This is a genomic window from Nitrosospira multiformis (genome assembly GCF_900103165.1).
GTDB lineage: Bacteria > Pseudomonadota > Gammaproteobacteria > Burkholderiales > Nitrosomonadaceae > Nitrosospira > Nitrosospira multiformis_D.
In genome coordinates this window covers 3,382,109-3,408,061 of record NZ_FNKY01000001.1, presented here as the reverse complement: position 1 = coordinate 3,408,061, position 25,953 = coordinate 3,382,109, and the positions used below count along the sequence as shown (strand labels likewise).

Sequence of the window (25,953 nt, the reverse complement as noted above, 5' to 3'; positions counted from 1 at the left end):
TCCTATACGCCTTGCTTTAAACTTGCTTCGATGAAATCGTCCAGTCCGCCGTCGAGCACCGCCTGGGTATTGCCGGTTTCGATGCTGGTGCGCAAGTCTTTGATGCGTGACTGGTCCAGTACGTAGGAGCGGATCTGGTGTCCCCAGCCGATATCGGTTTTGCTGTCTTCTATCGCTTGCTTTTCGTCATTGCGTTTACGCAATTCCGCTTCGTACAGCCGCGATTTCAGCATGGCCATCGCGTCTGCGCGATTGCGGTGCTGGGAACGGCCGCTCTGGCATTGCACCACGATACCCGTGGGATTGTGGGTGATGCGAATGGCAGAGTCCGTTTTATTGATGTGCTGACCTCCCGCGCCGGATGCGCGAAAAGTGTCGACGCGCAAGTCCGCCGGGTTGATTTCTATTTCGATGGTTTCATCCACCTCGGGATAGACAAACACGCTGGCAAAGGAGGTATGCCGGCGATTGCCGGAATCGAACGGGGATTTCCGCACCAACCGGTGCACGCCGGTCTCGGTGCGAAGATAGCCATAGGCATAATCACCTGATATCTTGATGCTTGCGCTCTTGATGCCCGCAACTTCACCGGGCGATTCTTCCATCACTTCCACGCTGTATCCGCGGCGTTCACAAAAGCGCAGATACATGCGTTCCAGCATCGCTGTCCAGTCCTGTGCTTCAGTGCCGCCTGAACCGGCCTGGATGTCCACGAAGCAATTATTAGGGTCCATCGGATTGGAAAACATGCGGCGGAATTCCATTTCCGCCACGATCTTTTCCAGTTGCACGATATCGCTGTCGATGCTCCGCAGCGTGGCATCGTCATCTTCCTCTCTTGCCATCTGGAACAAGTCTCGCGCATCATGCAGTTGTCGCCCGACTGTTTCCAGGGTGATGACAACGTCTTCCAGCATTTTTTTTTCGCGACCCAATTCCTGGGCACGTTTATTGTCATCCCAGATGGCGGGATCTTCCGTCAGCCGGGTAAGTTCGTTCAGACGTGTTTGCTTGGTATCGAAGTCAAAGATACCTCCGTAATTCTATCGCCCGGTTGTCGAGATCGGCGAGTTGATAGGAGAGGGCGTTAAGTTGTTCCGCTTCCATAGGAGAGAGCCGTTTCCAAAAGGACCAATTATACAGGAAGCAGGGAGTGCATTTGGGGGTCCCCTTGTTTTCCGTGTAATAACTGACGGCTGAAGAACCTCACTCAGTCTAGTGGAGTTTGTGCAATGTATTATTGAGTCTATATTCGCTGCTTTATCGCTTGAGAACCCACATGGATACTAGAGCGAGTACCACGCTAACAGCGAAAACAGGTCATCTGTTGACGCGGTTTCCCGAACATTCAGGAAGCAGACAGAACAGTTATATTAATCGGCGGTTTACATGCTCATCCCTACACCAGTATTGGATCACAAGCCACCACTAAATATCGTAAGAACTATCGCCATTAGCTGAAATCGAGCAAGCATTCACGCCTCGAAACTCGTATTACAGAGAAGACAGTAATGCTCATTTAATCATTATCATACCGAATTACCCCCGTGTCGTTACTCGTTTTGCGTACCGTCACTTTTTGCACGTAAAACGACGGGATCCCAAATAGGAGCTTGTTTACTTGACTTTCTGATCTATCTTATGGGCATAGTGTTTCCCGTAAATCTTGCATGACCCAACGCATGAGTCTGCTGCTCCAGCAAATCTCATATCGTCTTTGATCCTGGAGCTGCCTTACAAAGCTCATTCCTACAACCGAGCCATCCTTGTCTAGCGCGACTGTATTTGTTGCAGAAAGATCTTTCAGGTCTGGAGTGTTCTCGCCAGTCGCTACTGCCACCCATAAAGAACCGAGCCTAACCTCATACTCTGATGCTGGCGGCAGCACTACTGATTGCCACCCCGATGCAGTTCTCACGTCAAGCAATCGTAACGTAATTGCTTGTTCGCTGTTGTTTCGAACGTATAGTGTACGTCCCGTCAGCAGTCCGAGGCCCTGCCTTTTCCTCGCGTACTGTTGAAGCGTAGGCACGGTAACCTCGGTTTGCCTTGGTTCCTCGGTAGCGGCATCCAAGCTTCGCGGCGATAACTGCACCAATGCTGTAGTCGCTATTAAACTCACGAGGAGTCTGTGACTGACCCCCATTACATGATCTCCTAGTCAGTTTTTGACGTGTCTTTCTTCTCAGATCTGCCTAGTAGGTATCCTGCGACTGTCCCAAGCAAACCTAGCGCTGGTGCGATATTCTCGACAGCATATCCTGCAGCAACCAAAAAAAGAACCCCAGTAACAATGACTAGAAGTGCGACGAGCCGAATGACCTCAGTCGCTGCCACCTTCGCCACTTGCAGTAGATATGTCGAAACGATCGCCATCAGAAGGCCGAAGCCCAAGACAGCAAACGACGTTAGCGCTTCTCGAGACGTAAGATAGCTGCCATACGAGAAGGGTGCTGAGTAATGTGCTGGTGGCGCGTTCTCGGCATTAGCGATTGGTGTCTGTAATATCACGTATATAAGAAGCACGCGGCACATGAACGATATATACAAACGCACAGACGCTCGATACTGCGATTTCATTTTGTTTCTCCCTTCACGATCAAATTGACTTCATCCTGCACCATCTGAGTCGCGGGCCCGAGTGCTAGATCCGGCTTGACGCGCTCGAATAGGAGCCACAAATTTTCCAAGGCATGAACGCTCGCAGAGGCGTTATTCTTCTCTTCGGCTGATGAAAAGGTGAGTGATTTGAGATACCTGTGTGTAAACTGCTCGACAAAGTAGCGTCGCAGCCATAGTGGGGGATGTTCACCATAACGCTCTGCAAGCTTTTGCTCGAATTTGCTCGGATCGCCCCCCGCCTCGCCAGGGACCAAGTAATCACTGACGATGCGCAACGTCTCCTTAAAATCGTCCTCGCTTAAGTCAACCGTTTGACCGCCTCGATTGAGCTGAGTCGCTTGCTCCAGCATTTCCAATGTGCGCAAAAAAAACAACGCGCCAAAAACGGTAGGCGTGCGGACGCTCTTCTCTCTTGAATCTGAATTCGCTACGTCAAATAAGATATCCATGGCGATGAAATCAGCCTCGAGCTCTTGCCCCCACGATTCCCGTAAAGTACGCGCGTCGGTCGCTCCGATGGTCGAATGGTTACGTAGGATGTGCGCGTATTCGTGTGCCACTGCAAATACTTCCATGCCAGTCAGGTTCGCTTCAAGGAGATGCATCACCTCTGGGTCAATCGCGACGCTCTCCTGCCGTCGCGCTATCATCAGAAACTCAGTCAAGGCCTGCAAAAATACAGATGGCAAATCCGGTTCATCCCGAATTGCCCTAGCGAACTTATTTGATGCCTTACTCGCACCAGCGCCGATGACCGTTGGAAAGACAATCTTTGTTATTTCGTGCGCGAATGAAAACAGACGCCAGTTTACTGTAATGATACGATGATCAAAGGCCGAAGAAGTGACGTAGCTAGAACCGCACTTGAACTGAGTTTCAGCGCTAAGCTCAGGCACCCGGAGAATTTCAGCGCTAAGCTCAGTATTATCAAACGTGCCGAGTAGAACTGTTGCCGCTTTTTGCTGAGATATTGCTTTGACAGTTGGTGTCTCTTTAATTTGACTAAACAAGCTATTCAAAATCTTTGATGCGATTGGATTTTCGTACCTCGTGGGCAATTCAACCGCCATTGCTTCTACAATTTCCGGCATCTTTGGATCTAAGCCTCGTCCTCGTAAGTCTTCTTCAGTCGGCCAAACTATCCGGATCCGTTCGTTCTTTTGCATGGTTTCCAGAAAGCATGCCACTCGATCAGTATCAGAGAGGTATGTCGCTCGCGCTTTTGGCACAAGCACAGATGCTGGTTCGACAGAGGTATTTTGGGACATTTTAAAGCCGCGTCTTGATTGAGCATTAGCTAATTTCTCGAAATCAGCCCTTCCGAGGAGGTCGCGCATTTGTCGGAGATGTTCTCGGACACGTTGGCGATCTCCAGCTCTCGCATTTGCAAGTGCGGCCAACATGAGGGTGCCTACTGATGGGGAGATTGCCACGGCTCGCGTAGTTAATTGCTGAGCCTGCGGCAAATCTTTGTTGCGGCGGACGAGATATTGAGCTAGCGCCAGCATATGGGCCGCCTCGTGAGGGTGGGACGCCAACTCCAGTTCCATCTCACGTTGAACTAAGTCTTGGTCAGCAATCTCGTGTAAGACTCTCTGGAGATTCGCCCTTGCTTGGTCATACTGAGGATTTAATGAAAGAGCTTTCTTGAAGTCTGCTAAAGCCAATTCTGGTGCCCCAGAGCCCCACCGTACCCAGCCACGATTGTTGTAGGCAATGGCATTCTTAGGGTAAACGGATATCGCTTTATTACAGGCAGTAAGCGCCTCATGCGCTCTATTCCACTTGTCGAAAATAATGCACTGATTCTGCAAGCCTGCAAAACTAAGGGGATCTTTTTGTAAGATGTAATCAATATCGCGCAGTGCTTCCTCGAAACGCTTTAGGTGGGTGAGCGTGGTTGCCCTATTTACGCGTGCTTTCTCGTAGTCCGGATTGATCTGCAGGGCAACGGAAAAATCTTTGAGTGCTTCCTCGAATTGTCCCCTTTGAAGTTTAGACCAGCCGTTCTGATTGGCTGCCATCACAGGCGACCCGTTTATGAGCGTCTCACATTGCTCATGCCCGATCTGATATTTCTCGCAGAGCGTTTGAACGTCAATTGACGTATCAACCGACGGCGTGTCACGAGCCGCCTCTTGAGCAATGCCATCAGCGGCAAACAGTCGGAATGCTGCAATCCATCCGAGCAGGAAGACGGACAGATAAAGTGCCCCGTTGTGCGTACTCACGTGCATATGAAGAACCCCGGGGGTGAATAGCTCGCGTCAGCATCACGCGATTATATATTTTTAGTATAGATAAAACTTATAGGATTATTGGCCATTTTTCTGAAAAACTTGTCGCAGTATTGCAATTGCCTCATGACACCTTGTACCGATTATTTGAGCATGATGGCGGCATTGCCGTTTATATTTACCACCGTTGTCTGCGAGTTGTCGCAGATGACATCACCAAGTTTCCGCACTCGGCGCTGAAATGGCTCAGTTTCTTATTTCCGCCTACGGACTTCAGGACGACATCGCACCCAACCGCAAGGTTGATCCAAGACCCCAAATTTCCGATGCAGCGAATCCGCGGGCTCGCACTTGGGTGACCTGCTCTCCGTAATTAGCTACTCGGCGCAGTAGAATCCTGGGTTGCCAATGAGTATTGGGCTGCAAATTTGGCTGGTGTATGATTGCCAAGCGAGCTATGCGGCCTTAATCCTTTCGCCATGCTTCGATCAGAACGCACGCTTCATGCAAGGTTGAGAACCAATGGTCATTCAGGCATTCGTCCCGAAAATCCCCGTTGAAGCTTTCAATATAGGGATTCTGCCTGGGCTTACCAAGCTGGTGAATTCCAGCCCATGATCAACCTTGATCATCTGTGGCAAAGGACAGAGCCGTCGATGCGATCCAATACGCGCGCCACACGCTCTCCCAAAATTGAGGTATCCACCTCGATGACGATACTCTCCCTGGTACAGTCATCGACCACATTCAGACAGCGTGCGCCTGACGTCAGCCAAACCGTCATGCACAAAATCCATTGGTACTCCTCCCATTTTTAGCCGCAGCTACTTTCAGGGGGGATTACCACCCCATTTGTGTCGGGTTTGGGTTATAAAGAGAGCAGTGGGACGCTTGGTGATTAAAAAATTGAGATGGCAATGCAACCGTCAGGCCTGCATCTGAATACCGGCGGGATTTTTCTAATCAGCACACCCTGAACTTCTACAACGAGTGTCAGGAACTCGTCCGAATGTTTCATAAATTGACATCCGGGCCAAGCGCTTTTGCATGAAAACGCAGGTGGTCTTCGATAAATGTGCTGATAAAAAAATAACTGTGATCGTAACCCGCACGCAGGGTGATTTGCGCCGGATAATTGACTGTCTTGCAGGCGGCGATAAGACGCTTGATTTTCAGTTGCTCGATCAGGAATTCATCCGCGTCACCCTGGTCGACCATCATTGGCAAGTGTTCCGATGCCCGTGAAGCCTCAATCAGCAATGATGCATCATAACCCCGCCAGTTCTTTACATCATCGCCCAAGTAGTGGCCAAAGGCTTTCTTGCCCCAGGGACTGGTCGTCGGATTGGCGATAGGCGAGAAGGCGGATACCGACTGATAGCGCTGTGGGTTACGCAAGGCAATGACCAGCGCACCATGCCCGCCCATGGAATGTCCGCAAATCGATCGCCGATCATTTACAGGAAAATGCTGTTCAATCAGGGCCGGAAGCTCATCGACGACATAATCATACATCCGGTAATGGTGACTCCAGGGCGCCTGGGTTGCGTTCACGTAAAAGCCTGCGCCTAATCCCAAGTCATAGGCGGCGTCCGGAGCGCTTGCAACGCCGTTTCCCCGTGGGCTGGTATCCGGAATAACCAGCGCAACGCCAAGTTCTGCCGCGGCACGTTGAGCACCGGCTTTGAGGGTGAAATTTTCATCGGTACAGGTTAATCCCGATAGCCAATAAATCGCCGGTACTTTCTTGTTATGGCTTATTCCGGGTGGGGAAAAAATGGAAAAATTCATTTCGCAATTCAGCGATTCTGAACGGTGCCTGTAGCGCTTTTGCGATCCGTCGAATAACAGATGGGATGAGAGGAGCTTCAATTCCGGCATATCCTGAATCCTCAATACGTAGTTCAGCCGGGGAAACTTCGGCAAGTCCCCGATTCTGCCAGCAGGGCGCGACCTGGTTTTGTGGGATGAGCCAAGCGCGTGCTGATGATTTATCGGTTGAAATGAATCACGGTACGAATGGATTTTCCCTCGTGCATCAGGTCAAACGCTGTATTGATATCGTCGAGCCCCATGGTGTGAGTAATGAAAGTGTCGAGCTCAAATTCTCCATCAAGATAGCGCTGCACGTAGCCTGGAAGTTCAGTGCGGCCCTTTACTCCGCCAAACGCCGAGCCACGCCATACACGTCCTGTTACCAACTGAAATGGACGGGTACAGATTTCCTCACCCGCACCGGCAACACCGATTATCACTGACTCACCCCAACCTTTGTGGCAGCATTCCAGTGCGGAACGCATGACTTTGACGTTACCGATACATTCGAAGGAAAAATCCACGCCGCCGCCAGTCATTTCGATAATGACATCTTGAATCGGCCTGGTGTAATCCTTGGGATTCACTATATCGGTGGCGCCCAATTGACGTGCTATCTCAAATTTTCCCGAATTGATGTCGATCGCGATAATGCGCCCGGCTTTAGCCATTACCGCCCCTATTATCACGGCCAGACCAATACCGCCGAGCCCAAAAACCGCAACGGTGTCGCCTTCCTTTACTTTCGCGGTTTTGGCAACGGCACCCAAGCCTGTCGTTACACCGCATCCGAGCAGACAGACCTTTTCCAGGGGTGCCTTCTTGTTGATTTTTGCCAGTGAAATCTCGGGTATCACCGTATATTCGGAGAAGGTTGAAGTGCCCATATAATGATAGATGGGTTTTCCATTCTTAAAAAAACGCGTGGTGCCGTCTGGCATCAGCCCTTGCCCCTGCGTAGCACGTATCGCCTGACAAAGATTAGTCTTGCCCGATTTGCAGAATTTGCACTCGCCGCATTCGGGAGTGTAGAGCGGGATAACATGGTCGCCCACAGCCACGCTGGTCACGCCCTCCCCCAAAGCCTCGACGATGCCTCCTCCTTCATGACCGAGGATAGCGGGGAACTTGCCTTCGGGATCGTTTCCCGACAGGGTGAATGCATCCGTATGACATACCCCCGTGGCCACGATACGTACCAGTACTTCGCCTTTTCGTGGGGGCATCAGGTCAACTTCTTCGATATTGAGCGGTTGTCCCGGGCCCCAGGCAACCGCTGCCCGTGTTTTAATCGTTTCCATATCGTCTGTTCTCCGTTTCTTTTCTCGCTATCATGGCATCGCCGCATGAAATGAGTATCGAACAAATATTCGATATCCAGCACTGTTTTGATGGTTCGTGGCACGTTATAGCATGTTGTGATTCGCATGAACATTGCTTTTTCAGGTAAGCCGTCCTATGATGAATTCGAGGTTGGTTTGAATTTCCGTCCTCCCTGAGTGGGTGATTATCTTACAAACTTTTAGGAGATCATGATGCGACGAATCTACTTTCTTGTTCCCGATATCGCCATTACCAAACGTATTGTCGACGAGTTGCTTCTGGCACGAATCGACGAGCGGCATATCCATGTGGTCGCAAAGCGCGGTACAGAGCTTGAGGATCTGCCGGAAGCCAATCTCCTTCAGAGAACCGATTTCATTCCCGCCGTGGAACGTGGACTCGCGCTCGGCGGGTCGGCCGGCGCACTCGCCGGATTGGTCGCACTAGCGCTTCCTCCCGCCTCAACAGTCATCGCGGGGGGTGTTCTGCTGGCGAGCGCACTCGCCGGAGCGGGAGTGGGCGCATGGGCAGGCGGCCTGATAGGCGTAAGCACCGCCAGTTCGAGGATCAAGCAGTTCGAAGCGGCGATTGAGGCGGGTCAACTACTGGTTCTGGCCGACGTGCCGAAGAGCAGGGTTGAGGATATTGAGGCCCGTATAAAAGCGCATTTGCCTACTGTGGAGATTGAGGGAACAGAACCGATCATACCGGCGTTCCCCTGATCAGCGGATCAGGGGTTACCAGGGTTACATGGGCAGCTCTTGAAACTGTCGCATAAAGCGGCGATCAATCCGGTCTTTCCATTGCCAGAAATGCGTGGAATGCGCTGCCATGCAGCCGTAAGAGGCGACCGCACGCCCGTCTGCGGTGCCGATGAGACTCAGGCTGTAGCGTTGTGGCTGGTAGTCTCTGGGCCCATGGCCTGACAGATACGCGCGCAAGTTACCCCCCAGCGTCTTTGCCATGCGTACGGCAAAGACGCCCGACTTTGGCAATTCTTGATGTTCAATGGCCGCTACATCCCCTGCCGCAAAAATCCAGGGATAATTTATTGTCTGCAAGGTGGGTTTGATTCGAAGGAAACCTTCGGGTGTGGTGTCCAGGCCACTTTCAGCGAGCCACGCCGGTGGCGCAGTCTGCGTGGCCCAGACGATGAAATCCGCGGTCAACAATCGTCCGTCATTAAGGCGCACCTTATCCGGCGTCACTTCCACCACTTGGGCGTTGGTGATCACGGTCAATTTTCGCTCCCGCAGCAGCCTGGTAAGAATACGCTGTGCGCGCAAATTGTGTCCCGGTAACAGGTGTGGTCCACGCTGAATAATAATGAATTCAGCCTTGCCCCGAAGCTGTGAATGCATGGCGAGCGCGAGTTCCACTCCGCCTGCGCCGCCACCCACGATAACGATTTGCGGTGGATGCATGCTGTTCCGCGCGGCAGCCTTGACGCTCTCCCAGCCTGCCAGCAGGCGCGACACGGGTTTGGAGGGAATCACTCGTTGATCTATCCCCGCTATGGTGCTCATGCAGGGTGTGCCGCCCACGTTAATGGAAATCAGATCGGTGGGCAAAGGTGATGTCCCATCGCCAATCAGCACGTGCTTCCGCCCGAGATCCAGTCCGCACGCTCTTGCATGGATGAACCGCGCACCAGCGAAACTACATAACCGCCGCAAGTCGATGTGCATTTCCGCCCAGCCATAAACGCCGCCTATATGACCGGGCAGCATTCCAGAGTAGGCTGCGTGCTCTATGTCGCTTACCATGGTCAAACGAACATCGCGTAGCGGTTCTTCGCCGAACTTTCGCAGTAACAGGACGTGGGCGTGCCCGCCCCCTATGAGCGTCAGTTCGCGGGAGCCAGGAAGGCTATGTGAGGGGGTGGCAACAACAGTTGAAATAGCTTGTTTCCCGCATCAAGGTTTTAGTTTTGCCCATGCTGGTTTATCATACTTGGTTCGACTGGAGGATTATCAAGATGGCAGGGCTAAGCAAAGATACCCCCAATCCCACTGAAATAAAATTACATCGAAAGTCCAGGTTGTTGGAAATTTCTTTTGGAGACGGTAAAACCTTCCGGATTCCCTGTGAATTTCTCCGGGTTTATTCGCCTTCCGCGGAAGTGCGTGGGCATAGCCCGGGGCAGGAGGTGCTGCAAGTGGGCAAGAAGGACGTGAACATCAATCATATCGAACCGGTGGGTAATTACGCAATCCAGCTAACTTTTTCCGATGGTCATAATACGGGTCTGTATTCATGGGATTTACTCTATGACTACGGTCTGCATCAGGATAAAATGTGGCAGCGGTATCTGGACCGAATGGAAGAAGCGGGTGTAAGCCGCGAGCCGGTTACGAGTGCGCGGGCATCGAATAAGCTACCCGAATCAAGATAATTTGAATTGTCGCACGATAAAAACGTGTATTTTCTATATAGAAACTGAAAATTTATGACGAAAACTACCCATTTCGGCTTCGCAGCCGTTCCTGAAACAGAAAAGGCGCGCAAGGTCGCAGGTGTATTCGATTCGGTGGCGGAACGCTACAACCTGATGAATGATCTCATGTCAGCGGGTATGCACCGGTTGTGGAAGCGTTTTGCCGTGGAAACAAGCGGGATCAAGAGAGGTGGCCGGGTACTCGACATTGCTGGCGGCACCGCTGACTTGAGCGCGTTGTTCGTGGAGCAAGTCGGCGAAGGTGGCGAAGTCTGGCTCACCGACATCAACAATGCCATGCTCACGATAGGCCGCGACCGCCTGCTGGATGAAGGCGCGGCTGTATCGGTAGCGCAGTGCGATGCGGAAAAACTACCGTTTCCAAACGATTATTTCGATTGCGTGAGCGTGGCCTTTGGTCTCAGAAACATGACTCGCAAAGACGCGGCATTGAAAGAAATGCTGCGTGTACTCCGGCCCGGCGGATGTGTCATCGTGCTTGAGTTCTCCAAGATATGGAAACCGCTGCAACCACTTTACGATATCTACTCATTCAAGGTACTGCCGGCAATGGGTAAGCTCGTTGCCAAAGATCAGGATAGCTATCGCTATCTCGCTGAATCCATTCGTGTACATCCCTCTCAGGAAGAATTGAAACGATTGATGCACCACGCAGGATTCGAGCGCGTCGAGTATTTTAATCTGGCTGCCAGCGCGGTTGCGCTGCATCGTGGCTACAAATTCTAGTGCAGTGCGTCCGCGCACAAAAAAACACCCCCGGTATTGATTTGAAAGCACCTCAGTAAGGTTTCATTCCCCGTTATCCTTACCCGCTTTCTCGCGTTTAGCGTCGAAACTGGCCCTTGCACGCTTCGATATCCTTTTCACAGGGCTATATGTGTGTAAGCGTACATACGAATCTGATCACGATATCTATTATTTATTCCTCGCTTACCTGCTGCTTGAGGCTACGTGAGCTGAGTGCCCGCGCAGGTGTCAATTCTATTTAATCAGATTAAGTCCTTTTCTAGGGCTTCCAGGGGATGACTGCCGCCCGTCACGTCGTACTTTTGTTTGGCGAAATTTTGATAGACCGGTTTCCCGGCCAGGAGGCCTTGGGTGGTGCGCCGTTCAATGTGGCCTGGCATTTGCACGCTTTTGGCAGTGTGCCGATCCTGGTCACCCGGATAGGACAGGATGATGTGGGCGCACGCTTATTGCAGGCCCTGGAAAGCGCCGGGTTTTCGATACATGGCATCCAGCTTGATTCCATATACCCCACGGGTGTAGTGGATGTAACACTTACCGCTGACGGTCACCGGTTCGATATTCTTCCCGATCGCGCTTATGACCATATTCATCCCCGCTTGGCTCGAATGACCGCTTTGGCCGCAAACCCGGAACTGGTCTATTTTGGGACATTGGCCCAGCGTGCCAACTCGCATCGAGCCCTGCGCCATCTGTTGCGCGCGGCAGGGGGGCGGCGCTTTTTTGATGTTAATTTGCGTAATCCCTGGATATCCGCGGAGAAGCTGGACTGGTCACTGCAACATGCGGATTTTGTCAAAGCCAATGATACGGAGCTTGAAAGTATTACGCGGCTACTCGACCTGGAAGCGGCATCCGCCAAAGTCCAGGCAAAAGCGCTGGTTCAGCGATATCAACTGCGGGGACTGCTCATAACTTGTGGCGCGGCAGGCGCCTGGTGGCTGGATGATTCGGCACAGCTGACAGAGATGGCGGCTGATCCCATAGCGGGTATTCGTGACACGGTAGGTGCCGGTGACGCATTCTCCGCGGTTTTCATGCTCGGGCTGCTGCATGACTGGAAGGTACCGGTCACCTTGCAGCGGGCACATCATTTCGCCGGAGCCATATGCCGGATACGTGGCGCGATTCCAGAGCACCAAGATTTCTATAAGCCATTCCTTGAAGAATGGTTGGAGCACGGATGAAAGAATTATATGTGTTGATGCTAAGTCTCCATGGGCTGATTCGGGGGAATGATCTGGAACTTGGACGCGATGCGGATACCGGCGGTCAAATCCTGTACGTCGTAGAGCTGGCTCGGTCACTTGCTCGTCAACGACAAGTAGGCAAGGTCGATTTGCTGACCCGGCGGATAGAAGATTCCGCCATATCGGCGGACTACGCCTGTCCTGAGGAGATCCTGGGCGATCACGCCCGGATTATTCGCCTTCGATGCGGGCCCCGTCGCTACCTGCGTAAGGAAAGTCTTTGGCCTTATCTCGATCAACTGGTGGATCGTGTATTGCTTTTTCTGCGCGAGCAGAAGCGCTTACCCGATGTCATCCACAGCCATTATGCCGATGCCGGCTATGTTGGAATGCAGCTCTCTCAACTGCTGGGTATTCCGCAGATCCACACCGGTCACTCACTTGGGCGCAGCAAACAGCAGCATCTGCTAGCGCAAGGCCGTAAACCGCAGGCATTGGAACGTCAGTTTAATTTTCACCGGCGCATCGCTGCCGAGGAGGCCGTATTGCAACAAGCCAGCTTGATCATAACCAGCACGCCTCAGGAGAGTGCCGAGCAATATGGTTTATATACTAATTATCAGCCCGAGCATGCGGTTGTTATCCCGCCCGGGACCGATATATCGCGCTTTGCCCCGCCCAGCCGCCGGATTCCTCTAGAACCGGAGGTCGCCAGACTCATTGACCGTTTCCTGGTGCAACCGCGAAAGCCTCTGATATTGACGATTTGCCGTCCGGAAATGCGAAAAAATCTCGGCGCTTTAATCGCCGCATTTGGCAGTTCACCTGCACTGCATGAAAAGGCTAATCTTGCTATTGTGGCCGGCAACCGCGAAGACATCCGCAAACTTGAGGCTGCCCAGACTGAAGTGATGACCAATCTATTGCTCGATATTGATCAATACGATCTGTGGGGTAAGGTTGCCCTGCCAAAGCAGCATAAACCCATCGATGTCGCTGGATTCTACCGGCTTGCAGCCCAACGCCGAGGCGTATTCGTCAACCCGGCGCTCACTGAGCCGTTCGGCCTGACTTTGCTTGAAGCGGCTGCTAGCGGTCTTCCGATCGTGGCTACCGAGGATGGTGGACCGCGAGATATCGTTGGCCATTGCAAAAATGGGATGCTGGTTAATCCCTCGGATATTCATGCGATAGCGGGGGCAATCGAATACGTACTGGCTGAGCCGCGTCGTTGGCAGCGCTGGGCGCGCAACGGTATTACAGGAGTAAAAAATCACTATACCTGGGATGCGCACGTCAAGAAGTACCTGCACGTTTTATCCCGTTTGCTGCACCACAAGCGAAAGCAAATCCGGCGGGACATGGCCATATACCGGCCGCAACGGCATCCCCTGCCATTGGTCTCGCAGATGCTAATAAGTGATATAGATAATACCCTGCTCGGAGATCGCGCCGCCCTACGCCGTTTTCTTGCCACACTGCGCGCCACGCCGCCCAACCTGGGTTTCGGTATCGCGACCGGACGTACATTGGAAAGTACATTGAAAATATTAAAGGAATGGGGGGTGCCATTACCAGACATACTTATTACAGCGGTCGGCAGCGAGATAAATTATGGTCAGAAACTTCGGCCTGATATTGGATGGCAGAATCTGATCAGATACTCATGGCGCCGCGATGCGGTGGAAGAGGCGCTGCGTGAAGTACCCGGACTCATCCTGCAATCGCCAGAGAATCAGCGTGAATTCAAGCTCAGTTACAATGTCGACCCCGAGGCGTTGCCGCCAATTTCTAAAATTCGCGCCTTGTTGCGCGAGCAGAAACTGTCTGCTAATTTGATCTACTCTCGTCAGGCTTTTCTGGATATTCTGCCTTTGCGTGCCTCCAAGGGACGAGCAATACGCTATCTTGCTTACAAGTGGGGATTGCCATTACGTGCTTTTCTGGTAGCAGGTGATTCTGGTAACGACCATGAAATGCTGATCGGAGATACACTCGGCGTCGTCGTTGCCAATCATAGCCCTGAACTTGCGAGTCTGAGAGGAAACGAACAGATTTATTTCGCTAATGCCCGTTATGCGGATGGAATTGCAGAGGGTATGTCACACTACGCATTTGGTATTCCCATCCTGGAGACCGCGAATGATCCAAAAATTTGATGCCTGGGCCGTAGACCATCGTGATGAGTTACATGCACTTTTGCGTAAATGGTTCGAACTGGAACGTCCGCTTCTTCTGCGCTCGGATTTGCTTGAGGCTTTTGACCTGGTGCGTGATCTTCATCCCCAGCCTCTTGTTAACACTCCCTTGCACGAACTGATCAAGTATCTGCAGGAAGCGATTTGCCGTCCTCCCATGGTCTACCTGGCGCTACGTGAGGGCGCGGGGCACTGGTCCTACGCGCGCATTCACCAGCAACGACTGGTACTCGAGATTATCAGTGTTTCCGATTATCTCGCTTTTAAGGAGTTGCTGTTGCGTCCGGATAGCGCACATGAACCGGTATTGGAATTGGACTTTACCCCTTTTAACCGCAATTTTCCGAGACTTAAGGAAATCAAGTCGATTGGCCAGGGTGTTAGGTTTCTTAACAGGCAATTGGCTGGCACCCTATTCACTCAATCCGGCACAGGAACAGCCAAATTGTTGCATTTTTTGACAGTGCACTCCATGGATGGCCAGCAACTCATGCTCCATGGCAACTTTGCCGACGTAGCGGCGCTGCGTACGGGTTTGCGTCGCGCGCTTGATTTGCTCGATACCTATACTGAAGATGCTCCCTGGCAGGCGATTGCCGAGCCGCTGAGCGGATTGGGCTTCGCACCCGGTTGGGGCAACTGTGTCATGCGGGTAAGTGAAACCATGAATTTATTGGTAGATATTCTTGAAGCGGCCTCGCCGCAGATACTTGAGAATTTTCTGGCGCGCATTCCAATGATCTCCAGATTATTGATTCTGTCACCACATGGTTATTTCGGGCAGGACAACGTACTGGGATTGCCGGACACTGGCGGTCAGGTCGTATATATCCTCGATCAGGTACGTGCGCTGGAACGGGAAATGAGCGAGCGTCTCATTTTGCAAGGGATAGGGGCACAGCCCAAAATCCTGATATGCACACGTCTGATTCCTGAGGCGGGAGAAACATTGTGCAACCAGCCGCTAGAAAAAGTCCACGGTACTCAGAATTCCTGGATCGTACGCGTACCATTTCGAAAGGAAAATGGAGAAATTATTCGACACTGGATATCTCGTTTTGAGATCTGGCCCTACCTTGAGAATTTTGCCCAGGACGTTGAACGGGAAGCGCTGGCGCAGCTGAGTGGCAGTCCCGATCTGGTGATAGGTAATTACTCGGATGGTAATCTGGTCGCCTCGCTGATTTCCAAACGAACCGGTGTAACGCAATGCAATATCGCACATGCATTGGAACAGAGCAAATATCTCCATTCCGCCTTGCACTGGCGGGAGAATGAAGCCCAATACCATTTCGATTGCCAGTACACGGCGGATCTCATCGCGATGAACAGCGCGGATTTCATTATTACCAGCACCTATCAGGAAATTGCCGGTACGCCTCATACGGTTGGCCAATATGAGACCTACCAGAACTACACCATGCCCGGCCTATATCGGGTCGTAAACGGTATAGATCTTTTCGATCCCAAATTCAATATTGTTTCCCCGGGCGCCGACGCCGAGGTGTATTTTTCGTATCTTGATCGCGAGCACCGTCTGCAATCCCTGTTGCCCGATATTGAACGTCTTTTATATGCCCCTGATCCCGGCGTACCGTGGCGCGGGCATTTCAATGATCCAGCCAAGCCTCTGATATTCACGATGGCGCGTCTGGATCTGGTTAAGAATCTCACTTCGCTGGCAGCATGGTTCGCGCAGTGTCCGCAGCTATCCGATGCTGCCAATCTATTGATAATCGGCGGGCATATTGATCCGGCCGCTTCCGCTGATAGCGAGGAACGCGCTGAAATCGACCATATGCATACCATCATGGATGAATATAAGCTGGAAGGACGGATGCGCTGGCTCGGTACCCGCCTGGAAAAGAATCTGGCTGGCGAACTGTATCGCCACGTGGCCGACAGGCGTGGCATTTTTGTACAGCCGGCCCGATTTGAGGCATTCGGTTTGACCATTATCGAGGCGATGGCTTCTGGTCTTCCGGTATTTGCCACTCGCTATGGCGGTCCGCGAGAGATCATTCAGCATGGGATTTCAGGCTATCATTTCGACCCCAATGACGGTTTAGCGGCAGCCACCGCCATGGCGGATTTCTTTGCGCGCTCAGCGGCCGATCCGGATTTCTGGAATAAAGTTTCCGAAATGGCTCTGAAACGGGTCGAGTCACGTTATACATGGCGTATTTATGCGGAACAGATGATGACTTTGTCGCGTATTTACGGCTTCTGGAAATTTGTCAGCAATTTGGAGCATGAAGAAACCGCACGTTATCTCAATATGTTTTATCATCTGCAGTTTCGACCCATGGCACAGGCGCTACTCCCAAATCAGTGAGAAACCTGCTTTTCCGGCCTGTGGCTTGAGTGACGGATTACGGGAAAATCCCTATCCCCTGAAATGTAGTGATTCTAATTTACATGGAACACTACCTTGATAAGCGGATCATTCGCTTATGTGCTCGACCTGGCTGCAAACGCCGGAGCTGTTGCGCGACCTTCGCATGCGAGAAATTATTCGTTGATTGAATAGTAGCGAATGCTGAGTTCGGCGGGTTTTATTTCTGGCACGGCGACGCGATTCCGGCCGATCTTTCGCTGCCGGCCATGCCGGATGTGGCGATGCAACAGGCGCGCAAGGCTGCGCCGGTGCATGAGAGCACCGGGCAATTGACTTTGTTTTAAGGGGATCTCTCTCAGGTCGAGAGCGCGGTCAGACCGTTTCTAACGGGATTGTTATAGCCCGGTTGCGGACTCAAGCAGTTGCGTGTTGGCTGCGTGATTTTGATTGAGCTTGGCAGCCATTTGCCGATGCAGGGCTGCTGTTTTTGTGCTTGCTTCCACGCTTTTCTCGAAATCACGGATCAGCGCCGAAGTGCGCGACTGGAGGTCTTGAGCTTGACGACCATAGAGATAGCTCTTGTTTTCATATTGCTCCAGTAGCTCTTTCTGCTCTTTCATCTTTGCCTGCATCTGCGCAGCAGTATTCTCATAGTATTTTGCAAGGAACTCATGGTCGCCGCGAGTGACGGCATTCTGAGCGGCAGCGCGGATTTCCGGGGTGTCGATTGGCTGGGCTGCAACAACCGATGAGCTTGCCGAAACCAGGACACCAATCATGGACAACGCTGCGACGACATTTCCAAATTTTGTTTTCATGGTGGCAAATCCAAATAAAGTAGGAATGATTTCATCCTACCCCAGTCAATGCCCTGAGTATATTGGGGAAACCCTGGTTTCTTCCTAAGTGTTTCTCTTAGGAAAAAACTTTGATCAACCAGGGGGCTGGGATTGACCGCAGTGATTATGCTATGCGTGAACGCCGGATGATGTCCATTTCAAATGCGGGTTGTTGAAGTTATTGATGTCAGATATTGTTTTACCACTTTCCATGTAAGCATATGTCAACTCTTCACCATAGTTAACCATCAGACATTCAGAAGATGAGATTCCTCATCCCTATTTTTTTCCTCTGCCTGCTGTACGCTATTCCCTATGTTGCACAGAGCAAAGAAGATACCTCGAAGGCAGCTCGATCCATCAACCAGCTCCAGCAGGAACTTGAAAAGATTCTCGAAGACACACGCACGCCAGGGCTGTCGGTTGCGATCGTACATGGAGATGGTCCGGAGTGGATTGCAGGCCTTGGCAAAGCCGACGTGTCCAATAATCGACCAGCGACACCGGAAACGCTGTTTCGCATTGGTTCCGTCTCCAAAGCATTTGCTTCGCTATCGATCCTCAAGTTAGCCAATGAGAACAGACTTTCCCTGATGGACCCAGTGCACAAGTTGGTTCCCGAGGTGTGGTTCGAAAATCATTGGGAGGCGGACAATCCGGTCAGAGTCGTCGATTTGCTGGAGCACACTACCGGCTGGGACGACCTGCATTTGCACGAATATGCGAAAGACGCCTCAAAGCTTGATTTGCGCGAAGAACTTGATTATGGTCGCCGCTCACGAATTTCCCGTTGGCCGCCAGGAACTCGCATGGCATATAGCAACTCCGGATCCGCCGTTGCTGCTTATATTGTCGAGAAGCTCGCGGGACAACGATTCGAAGATTTTGTCGCGCAAAACTTCTTCGGCCCTATCGGCATGAAAACAGCGACATATTTTCCGCCCACATCGGCGACTCTTACGGCACTCTATCATCTCGATGGTAAAACGCCCTATCCCTACCGGAACATTCTCTACCGTCCATCAGGCGCGATAAACGCTTCTGCCAAAGACATGGCGGCTTATCTCTCGTTCTACCTTCACCGCGGCACCGTAAATGGCGTGCAGGTGATGCCAGCCGCCTCCATTGATCGTATGAGGGTTCCAACGCGCACCTGGGCAGCCCGGGAAGGGCTCAAAAATGGATATGGACTCGGCAGTTACTCCAGCGTCCAGGATGGATTCGTTTATCACGGGCACAACGGCGGTGTCGATGGTGGTTTAACAGAGCTGGCCTATTTACCGGACTCTGGTGTGGGTTATTTCTACAGTATCAATACGGGCAATGGTGACGCCGCCATGAAAATCGGTGAGGCTATTCGGGCATACATCACACGGGAATTACAGAAACCAACTTTGCCCACAGTTGCCCCCCTTCCCGCGAATGCCAGTTCCTACGCAGGTTGGTACATCCCAAACTCGCCGCGCGCGAAGATTGATTACTTTGCCGAGCGCCTGATGGGCATGACTCATGTCGGCGTTGAGGATGGCAGACTACTTCTGGCTTCGCTGATAGGACCAAATCTAGTCTTGATCCCCTTTGCTGGCATGCAATTTCGCCAACTCTCTGACCCGATTGCCACAGCCGGGTTGCTGGCGCCGAATGGAGAGGGAGAATTCATTCAGTTGTACGGAGGAATGATGACGATGAAGCGCGTCCCCACTTGGATCGCCATCACCGAAATCGTGCTTGCGGCGTGGATTGCATTAGCCTTGATCTCGGTGCTCATCTATGCGCCTTTCTGGGTGCTGGGATGCATCCGGAAAAATTTCTTTCAGCCGGCGGAGCGCGCTATCCTTGGCTTCCCATTGTTTGCCGTGTTGAGTGCCGTGATTGCGGTTGCCATAGGTTTTTTCGTATTCAACAGCGGTAACGTAATATCGCTTTTAGGAAATTTAACTATCTGGTCTGGCGGCATTTTCCTGGCAACTATTGTATTTGCTATCGCTTCCCTAACCAGCGGCCTTGTCTTGTGGCGTGCGCCAAAGCCAGGAATTCGCAGGGCTGTCCGCTGGTATTCAGCATTTGTTATCTCAGCGATGCTGGTTTCCACCGCATACCTTACCTATTGGGGTGTTATTGGTATGCGCACATGGGCGTGAAGTACCTGTTAAAAAGCATCCACTTTTGGCTCAAATCCGGTGACTTGGGGATGCCTGCCCTCTCGTTCTCAAGGCACCAGGAAATCATGGGCACCGTGAAAATATATTGCCCTGCTGCACCACGAATGGAAGGATGTGTCGACAGTCCATGCACACCAGCGTTTTTTTATTTCCCTTTCCGCTAAATGCGCTGTATGGCAGCCATCTGATGGGTAGACTGTTTCCGATTTGCCCGGACTGATTCTTTATTGATAGAATGAAAGTCCTATGTTTCATCGTTACATCTAACCGGTGCCCTGTTTTTGGGGTGGCATGAGCAACCTTGATGGAGAAGAAAGTAAACCATCGAAATGTTTTATTAGGTGCGTTTCCCGCATGCGTTTCCTTTGTACCTGGATCGCCTTCGCGGATTTGCGGGGATACCTTCTCTTTCCACCCAATTCTCGCTATATCCCCGGTAGAGGAGCGTTGCCAGCTGGCATTCCAGGTTCTGTGGCTGGTAAAAGATTAGCTAAGGAGTATTTGTGAGATTTGTGAGCATGAGAATTATAAGTGTTGCAGTAATCACCACGTTCGTTTTCTCGTGGCCGGTTTTTGCCGCATCGCAGCAACCAGGGCCACCACAGTCACAGCAACCATCAGCATCACAATCATCGGATATGCATGGTGATGGCTGGCAGCTTGTTCGCTCGCTTGAGCTCGGAAACTCAGGAAACTACATCCATTTTGTCCTGATTGATAGCAAGCGGGATATGGATACGGCGGTGTATGGCGCCGCACTTAGTAAAATATGCCGGTCAGCATCCGACTTCTGCAGAGTGAGATTCTGGAATGAGAAACGCCTTGTCCCCGATACGGTTTCTTTCACTCCCGCCCAATTTAAAGGATTGAGAGCGGAATACGTATTCAACCGGGCAGGGGGTGTTCAGGAGATGCGATATGCCTGCACCGTTTTGCCAGATAAAAACCAGTGTTTTTCTCATTGATGAATATAGGCCAGTTACGATATTTTTCTTGTCGATTTGCTTGCCAACCATCGTGTAATCACTCAGTGCCAGTGAAGTTCCAGTCAAGGGGAGAAGTTTTATGCCACGCCAGTTAATAAGTTCGGGTTCCACGTTTGAACAGGAGATCGGCTATTCAAGGGCGGTAGTGGATGGCGATTGGATTTTCGTCTCCGGCACGACCGGGTTCGATTATAGCAAAATGATCATTTCAGATGATCTGGCGGAGCAGACCGAGCAATGCTTTAAAAATATTCAGGCAGCGCTGAGCGAAGCGGGATCCCATTTGCGGGATATTGTCCGGGTGACCTATGTATTACCTGACGCGGCAGACTTCCCAAAATGCTGGCCGACCTTGCGCAAGTATCTTGGAGAGGTTAGGCCGGCGGCCATGATGATCTCAGCCGGTTTGTCCGATCCTCGAATGCGTATCGAGATCCAGGTGACAGCCCGTCGGGGTTCTGGCGCCTGACGTGTAGATTAATGGTGGTTGATGAAGTATTTTTGAGGTTGGGTGTTGCTAACAATAAATTGATTTCCAAGGAGGAATGAATGGCCGCAAAAACGAACAAGGTATTTATTAGCTTCGCACTCAGAGATATCAAATTGCGCGATCAGCTTCTCGAACAACTAAATAAGGAACAAACAGCCTTCTCGTTTGTGGATATGCCGGTCAAGCAGTCGTGGGAACCCGCCTGGAAAGAAGAGTGCCGGGATAAAGTTACCGGCTGTGACGGCGTGATCGCCCTTATTACAAAAAACGTTGTCAGGGCGGACGGGCAGCTGTGGGAGATACGCTGTGCCTATGAGGGTAGAATGCCCGTGCTGTTACTTCACGGTGACGCCGAGAAGCTGCCATCCAAATTACCTGATCCCGTGGGGGAGCGTGAGATCGAAGCGTGGAACTGGCCCGCAATTTCATCCTTCCTAAACAGACTGTAAGCGACTATCATGCGGGCGGCCCAAAGATTTAAGGAAATCGCCCGCAAAAAGTTTCGGCTGGTTCATTTTCGTTGCCTCTTGAACCAGCCGGTAAAGCGCCTTGTCCGCAGAATCTGCGCTTGCGCAGATGACATTTTTTGCTTCAATTTTATGAATCTGACAGGGCGCCCTCGCTAATCAGAAGCGCTCACACTGTGCCGGCTCGCTTTTCAGGCTGCCCGGAACTTTCGCCAGAAATATGGATGAGACATCGCAATAGATCCATAAACAATGGGATGTATTCAGTGCAGCACACGCAAAGCCGCGACCCTTTGTTCGATCTTCTGCATCATTCCGCGGTAGGCCGGCGCATCAACCCCCCCGAACCGCCGCTTGAACTCGGCCTCGGGCATGAATTCCGGTAAATCCGACCAGACTGGCATCAAATCCGAATCTTTCAATCCTGCCGCAACGCGGCGTTGGAGTTGCTGTGCGGAGGACTCGCTTGCCACGGCCTTTTCACCAAATTTTGTACCCGCCCGGTCAGCGGCGATATCATTGAATGAGAAACCGCTCCCAGAGCGGGAGTCTTCGACCTCCTTGTACAAACCAATCGCATCGGCTAACGTGGTATCGGCATAGGCTGCAATAGAGGCGGATACCATGAAATGCTTTGCAAAGTCTTCTCGTCCATCGATTGTAACCGTCCGGCGCGCCGGACGAGGCCAGCCCGCCGCTTCCGGAAGGATCCGTTCCAAGGAAATGCCAAGCACGTAAAATGTCGTAACTAAAATCAATGCGCGGTTTTCTGCCAAAACTTCCCCATTTACCGAGCGTTCGCCTGCAAGACGCACCAATGGCGGCAGAACTTCCGCGAGTGACACCGCTGCACCATGCCGTCTGCTATTTGCGGCCAACAGGGATTGATAACGGAGCAGCCGCTCACGCTCAACTTTGTCGATGACTGACGCTCGGACTTCATCAGAAACCCCACCCTCCCAACGATAGAAGATGCTCAATTCGTCGGGTGACATTTTAACCAGCCGGAGTGTGTCGAGTCCGGTGCGGTATTCCGGGCTATCCCGTAGCCAGCGTACAAGCTGGGGTAAAAGCATGTCCGTAAGCGCGTCGGGCAGCGAGAGTTTCCCGATATTCACCGACTGAAGTTGCGGGAGCTCGGTTGTTTCGATCAGGGTTGCTTCAAGATTCAGGTAGCCGTCAAGTGGATATCCATTCAACGGAAGACTCAGACGGATAACGGCATTGCGGTCAGCGAGCGCCAGCTGTGCGCTGCCTTTCCCGAAACGGTTGGCTAGATAGTTTGCGGCTAGATCAGCGTCCGCCGGCATTATCCTGGCCGAGGCCAGCATTCCGGGGCGGACCCAATCACGATGTGCATCGACGATCTGTTTCGCACGCTCCATGTGTTCCGGGGTAAGGATGACCCGGCGGTCGACGCGAGGGTGGTCTTCCACGGCAAGAATTACCAGCGTCAACACTGCCAAGGGGAGCGCCAACGCCAGGGTGATAATAAAAAGCGACAGTTTTCGCATGACTATCTAACAGTGATGTTTTCCGGAGCCAGCATGGTGCAGATGCGCCAAAATAATCATTCCGGAGGCCGAGAACAGCCTCTCATTGCTTTAACTCTAATTTTTAAAGTATAGGTAGGTATGCGAAATGGCCAGCTAAGAAATAATGGACCTGCAGGTGAAAACTCGTCTCTTACCAATACGGCCTGCCCCAATACGGGTTGCCATAATATCCATATCCAAAATAGGGATTAAAGCCGCCATATCCCCCATAGCCCCATCCCCCATATCCTGGATAACCGTATCCATAATAGGGACTGGCCAGATAGATAGGCCACAAATAAATGCCTTTGGACACCAGCAGCGGCAACCGGACGGTTTTCTTGCCTATGGTCCGTTCGATATCACCTTGCAGTGTTCCCGCAACGGTTATTTCCTTGTCTTTCGCATAAACTGCGGGATCAAGAAACTCGGTGCTTTTAATGACAAAGCGTCCCTCACTGGACTTGTTTAGTTGCGGGCGGCCGTAGTAATTAAGAGGATAGGACAATATTTGTACGAGGGTGAAGTCCTGCTCGTTTTCCACATCGATAATGACTCCGCCCCATCTGACAGATGTATCTTTATAACTGTTCAGATTTTGGCTCGCCTGGCTATAAGAAATATCCTTTACAGGGACATCTTTAACCGCAGACGGCAACCCGGCACAAGCGCTCAACAACAAACAGACTAATAACGAATACTGTCTCATGTCTTTTTCCCCTCAATTATGAGAATACCGGGGATATCCGCCCCGGTTTTATTATCGGGTTTATCCGCAATTCCAATGAGCATGACCTGGAACCGGAATACCAACGAATACATACTTCATAAGACAGTTATAGCAGATGATGATTCCGGCATCGGATAATAAATAGCATGGCATCAGTATGGTTATTTCAATCGCTTAGAAAATCTATCATGATCCTGTTGACTTCGTCAGGTGATTCGTTCTGGATCCAATGGCTCGAATCCCGAATTCTGTGAACACGTAAGTGGGGCGCCACGCGCTCGAGTCCTTCAAGTAGGTGGATTCCAAGCGCCGGATCAAGCTCTCCCCAGATCACAAGCGTTTCCGCATTGATGGGTGTGGAAAGTGCAATTTTGCGCATATTGGCTATCGTCAGATTTGCGCGGTAGTAATTGAGTGCCGCGGTGAGCGCGCCTGGCTGCGATAGCGCTTCGATATACGCTTCGATATCCTTGTCGCTGAAGGCTCCTTTCCGGGCCGGACGCAGCTTGAACATGTCGCGTACCGCCTTGAAGTTGTTTGCTGAGAGCGCAAGCTCGGGTAAGCGTGGCAAAAGAAAGAAGAGCATATACCAGCTCTTGAACATTTGACGTGGGTGCCGCACTTCCTGGGCATAGATTTTGAGGTGTGGAGCATTGAGGATGGCGAGCCGGTCCACCAGCTCGGGGTGCTTATCCGCAAATGTCCAGGCGATGATACCGCCCCAGTCATGTCCTACGATATGCGCACGGGGGTACCCGGTTGCGCGGACCAGTGCGGCGACATCCGCAACAAGGTGGTCCAGCTGATAAGCATTCTGCTCGGAAGGCCTGCCCGAGAGGTTGTATCCGCGCATGTCCGGTACCCATACGGAAAAGCCCGCAGCTGCCAGCGCGGGAATCTGCCGCTGCCAGGAACGCCAATTTTCCGGAAAACCATGGAGCAGGATGACGGGTGGTCCCTCACCGGCCATAACGACGTGCAGGTCTATGCCGTCTCCGGTGACGCGCTCGTGCCGAAGCTCTATTTCTTCCAATGTACTTCCTCGCGCACTGTGATCCTCCATCCGAGGCCGATAAAGATTATCTGAACCCCTAATAGCCGCATGCAATAGGGTACGAAACAGGAGCAAGTGAATGAACCTTGATATCGATCACCGCATCCGTCATTTTGTGGTAAACCAGATATCACCATACCAGGCTGTTGCCGTTGTGCGCGTGTTATCGGTGTCGGTCATGATCGCCACGGCGTCGACGCGGCCAGGCTCTTCACCAAACAGGCGTTTGAAATCGGCGCGGACATCGCGTTTCTCCCTCACCCATTGATTGAGCCGGGCAGGGCCGGATTCCACCGCGATCATACGCGCATTATGGGTAAAAGCGTTAAGCCAGCTGCTGTCGATAGCCCGACTGTTCGACCACACATAGTTGATGGCGCGTGTGCGCCAGAACATCAGTCCACCGGAGAACACCACGTAGACGCGCGCAGGATAATCATCACCAGCGCGGGTATGCTCATCGGCCCCCGCCAGTATGTTACCGGCTTGCCACGTCCAGTTGAGGATAGGTGTCTTGCCGAGGTCGATATTTACCTCGCGATACAGTCCCGACGCGGCGGCCATGCTGTCGGCGCGCAGGGCGGTTTGTCCATCCTTATTCTGGAATGAATAGCGGGTCTCGCCAGCGAAAGCTTTAGATTGCCAGCCACTCAGATCACCCCGTGAGAAGCGGGCAATATCAACACGATCACCCTCCGCCCATGACAGCACCGGGAAACAGACCATTACCCCGCACAGCAATTGGTATGCGCGTGTATCCAT

General features: G+C 52.0%; 23 protein-coding genes. 10 read left to right on the top strand and 13 right to left on the bottom strand.

Annotation, left to right across the window (positions count from 1 at the left end; translation table 11 throughout):
* Positions 1–2 precede the first annotated feature (2 nt).
* From prfB to BLR00_RS15385, 6 genes are all read right to left on the bottom strand, one after another.
* Positions 3–1,107, bottom strand: a protein-coding gene (prfB, locus tag BLR00_RS15415) for a peptide chain release factor 2 (protein WP_107797607.1) whose coding sequence is annotated in 2 segments (ribosomal slippage) — positions 3–1,025 and positions 1,027–1,107 — 1,104 coding nt in all. Because the reading frame shifts where the segments join, the coding sequence is not laid out codon by codon here.
* Positions 1,108–2,576: 1,469 nt separating this feature from the next.
* Positions 2,577–4,859 (bottom strand): tetratricopeptide repeat protein, encoded by a 2,283-nt coding sequence (locus tag BLR00_RS15400; RefSeq protein ID WP_074633994.1) that lies wholly within the window; start codon positions 4,857–4,859, stop codon positions 2,577–2,579.
* A gap of 465 nt (positions 4,860–5,324) precedes the next feature.
* Positions 5,325–5,465, bottom strand: coding sequence for an integrase core domain-containing protein (locus tag BLR00_RS17260; RefSeq protein ID WP_081346889.1), 141 nt, complete (start codon positions 5,463–5,465; stop codon positions 5,325–5,327).
* Between the two features lie 22 nt (positions 5,466–5,487).
* Positions 5,488–5,643 (bottom strand): hypothetical protein, encoded by a 156-nt coding sequence (locus BLR00_RS17255; RefSeq protein WP_176759994.1) that lies wholly within the window; start codon positions 5,641–5,643, stop codon positions 5,488–5,490.
* Between the two features lie 230 nt (positions 5,644–5,873).
* Positions 5,874–6,740 (bottom strand): S-formylglutathione hydrolase, encoded by an 867-nt coding sequence (fghA, locus tag BLR00_RS15390; protein ID WP_074633993.1) that lies wholly within the window; start codon positions 6,738–6,740, stop codon positions 5,874–5,876.
* A 110-nt stretch (positions 6,741–6,850) separates the two neighbouring features.
* Complete coding sequence (locus BLR00_RS15385) at positions 6,851–7,975, bottom strand: S-(hydroxymethyl)glutathione dehydrogenase/class III alcohol dehydrogenase (protein ID WP_074633992.1); 1,125 nt, start codon at positions 7,973–7,975, stop codon at positions 6,851–6,853.
* 234 nt (positions 7,976–8,209) lie between these two features.
* Here BLR00_RS15385 and BLR00_RS15380 point away from each other — a divergent pair, with 234 nt between their 5' ends.
* Positions 8,210–8,719, top strand: a complete 510-nt coding sequence (locus tag BLR00_RS15380; RefSeq protein ID WP_074633991.1) for a DUF1269 domain-containing protein — start codon at positions 8,210–8,212, stop codon at positions 8,717–8,719.
* Between the two features lie 24 nt (positions 8,720–8,743).
* Here BLR00_RS15380 and BLR00_RS15375 read toward each other — a convergent pair whose 3' ends face one another.
* Positions 8,744–9,838 carry an FAD-dependent oxidoreductase gene (locus BLR00_RS15375; RefSeq protein WP_256324209.1) on the bottom strand — a complete coding sequence of 365 codons (1,095 nt, stop codon included), beginning with the start codon at positions 9,836–9,838 and terminating at the stop codon, positions 8,744–8,746.
* A gap of 137 nt (positions 9,839–9,975) precedes the next feature.
* Between BLR00_RS15375 and BLR00_RS15370 the strand changes: the two genes are divergently transcribed.
* The 5 genes from BLR00_RS15370 (at position 9,976) to BLR00_RS15350 (ending at position 16,925) form a co-directional block, all read left to right on the top strand.
* Entirely contained in the window at positions 9,976–10,392 is a 417-nt protein-coding gene (locus BLR00_RS15370; RefSeq protein ID WP_074633989.1) for a gamma-butyrobetaine hydroxylase family protein, read from the top strand.
* A 54-nt stretch (positions 10,393–10,446) separates the two neighbouring features.
* Positions 10,447–11,181 (top strand): bifunctional demethylmenaquinone methyltransferase/2-methoxy-6-polyprenyl-1,4-benzoquinol methylase UbiE, encoded by a 735-nt coding sequence (gene ubiE / locus BLR00_RS15365; RefSeq protein ID WP_074633988.1) that lies wholly within the window; start codon positions 10,447–10,449, stop codon positions 11,179–11,181.
* Between the two features lie 296 nt (positions 11,182–11,477).
* Positions 11,478–12,389 (top strand): PfkB family carbohydrate kinase, encoded by a 912-nt coding sequence (locus BLR00_RS15360; protein WP_074633987.1) that lies wholly within the window; start codon positions 11,478–11,480, stop codon positions 12,387–12,389.
* A complete protein-coding gene (locus BLR00_RS15355; RefSeq protein ID WP_107797606.1) occupies positions 12,386–14,551 on the top strand; it encodes an HAD-IIB family hydrolase in 2,166 nt (721 codons plus the stop codon). Before BLR00_RS15360 ends, BLR00_RS15355 begins: the two co-directional genes overlap by 4 nt.
* Positions 14,535–16,925, top strand: coding sequence for a sucrose synthase (locus BLR00_RS15350; RefSeq protein WP_081346793.1), 2,391 nt, complete (start codon positions 14,535–14,537; stop codon positions 16,923–16,925). The genes BLR00_RS15355 and BLR00_RS15350 overlap by 17 nt, the downstream gene beginning before the upstream one ends.
* A gap of 176 nt (positions 16,926–17,101) precedes the next feature.
* Here BLR00_RS15350 and BLR00_RS16770 read toward each other — a convergent pair whose 3' ends face one another.
* Together BLR00_RS16770 and BLR00_RS15345 are read right to left on the bottom strand one after the other, a co-directional pair.
* Positions 17,102–17,242, bottom strand: a complete 141-nt coding sequence (locus tag BLR00_RS16770; protein ID WP_176759993.1) for a hypothetical protein — start codon at positions 17,240–17,242, stop codon at positions 17,102–17,104.
* Between the two features lie 81 nt (positions 17,243–17,323).
* Positions 17,324–17,746 (bottom strand): hypothetical protein, encoded by a 423-nt coding sequence (locus BLR00_RS15345; protein ID WP_074633985.1) that lies wholly within the window; start codon positions 17,744–17,746, stop codon positions 17,324–17,326.
* 284 nt (positions 17,747–18,030) lie between these two features.
* Between BLR00_RS15345 and BLR00_RS15340 the strand changes: the two genes are divergently transcribed.
* The 4 genes from BLR00_RS15340 to BLR00_RS15325 all read left to right on the top strand — a co-directional run bounded on the left by BLR00_RS15340 (position 18,031) and on the right by BLR00_RS15325 (position 21,854).
* Complete coding sequence (locus BLR00_RS15340; protein ID WP_074633984.1) at positions 18,031–19,908, top strand: serine hydrolase domain-containing protein; 1,878 nt, start codon at positions 18,031–18,033, stop codon at positions 19,906–19,908.
* Positions 19,909–20,447: 539 nt separating this feature from the next.
* Positions 20,448–20,894, top strand: a complete 447-nt coding sequence (locus tag BLR00_RS15335) for a hypothetical protein (RefSeq protein ID WP_256324208.1) — start codon at positions 20,448–20,450, stop codon at positions 20,892–20,894.
* Positions 20,895–20,994: 100 nt separating this feature from the next.
* Positions 20,995–21,384, top strand: coding sequence for a RidA family protein (locus tag BLR00_RS15330; RefSeq protein WP_074633983.1), 390 nt, complete (start codon positions 20,995–20,997; stop codon positions 21,382–21,384).
* An 80-nt stretch (positions 21,385–21,464) separates the two neighbouring features.
* Complete coding sequence (locus tag BLR00_RS15325) at positions 21,465–21,854, top strand: TIR domain-containing protein (RefSeq protein ID WP_074633982.1); 390 nt, start codon at positions 21,465–21,467, stop codon at positions 21,852–21,854.
* 281 nt (positions 21,855–22,135) lie between these two features.
* Here BLR00_RS15325 and BLR00_RS15320 read toward each other — a convergent pair whose 3' ends face one another.
* From BLR00_RS15320 to BLR00_RS15305, 4 genes are all read right to left on the bottom strand, one after another.
* Complete coding sequence (locus BLR00_RS15320; RefSeq protein ID WP_074633981.1) at positions 22,136–23,386, bottom strand: YfiM family lipoprotein; 1,251 nt, start codon at positions 23,384–23,386, stop codon at positions 22,136–22,138.
* Positions 23,387–23,558: 172 nt separating this feature from the next.
* Entirely contained in the window at positions 23,559–24,116 is a 558-nt protein-coding gene (locus BLR00_RS15315; RefSeq protein WP_074633980.1) for a Slp family lipoprotein, read from the bottom strand.
* A 187-nt stretch (positions 24,117–24,303) separates the two neighbouring features.
* Positions 24,304–25,170, bottom strand: coding sequence for an alpha/beta fold hydrolase (locus BLR00_RS15310; RefSeq protein WP_218124337.1), 867 nt, complete (start codon positions 25,168–25,170; stop codon positions 24,304–24,306).
* A 129-nt stretch (positions 25,171–25,299) separates the two neighbouring features.
* Positions 25,300–25,953 (bottom strand): DUF3047 domain-containing protein, encoded by a 654-nt coding sequence (locus tag BLR00_RS15305; RefSeq protein WP_074633978.1) that lies wholly within the window; start codon positions 25,951–25,953, stop codon positions 25,300–25,302.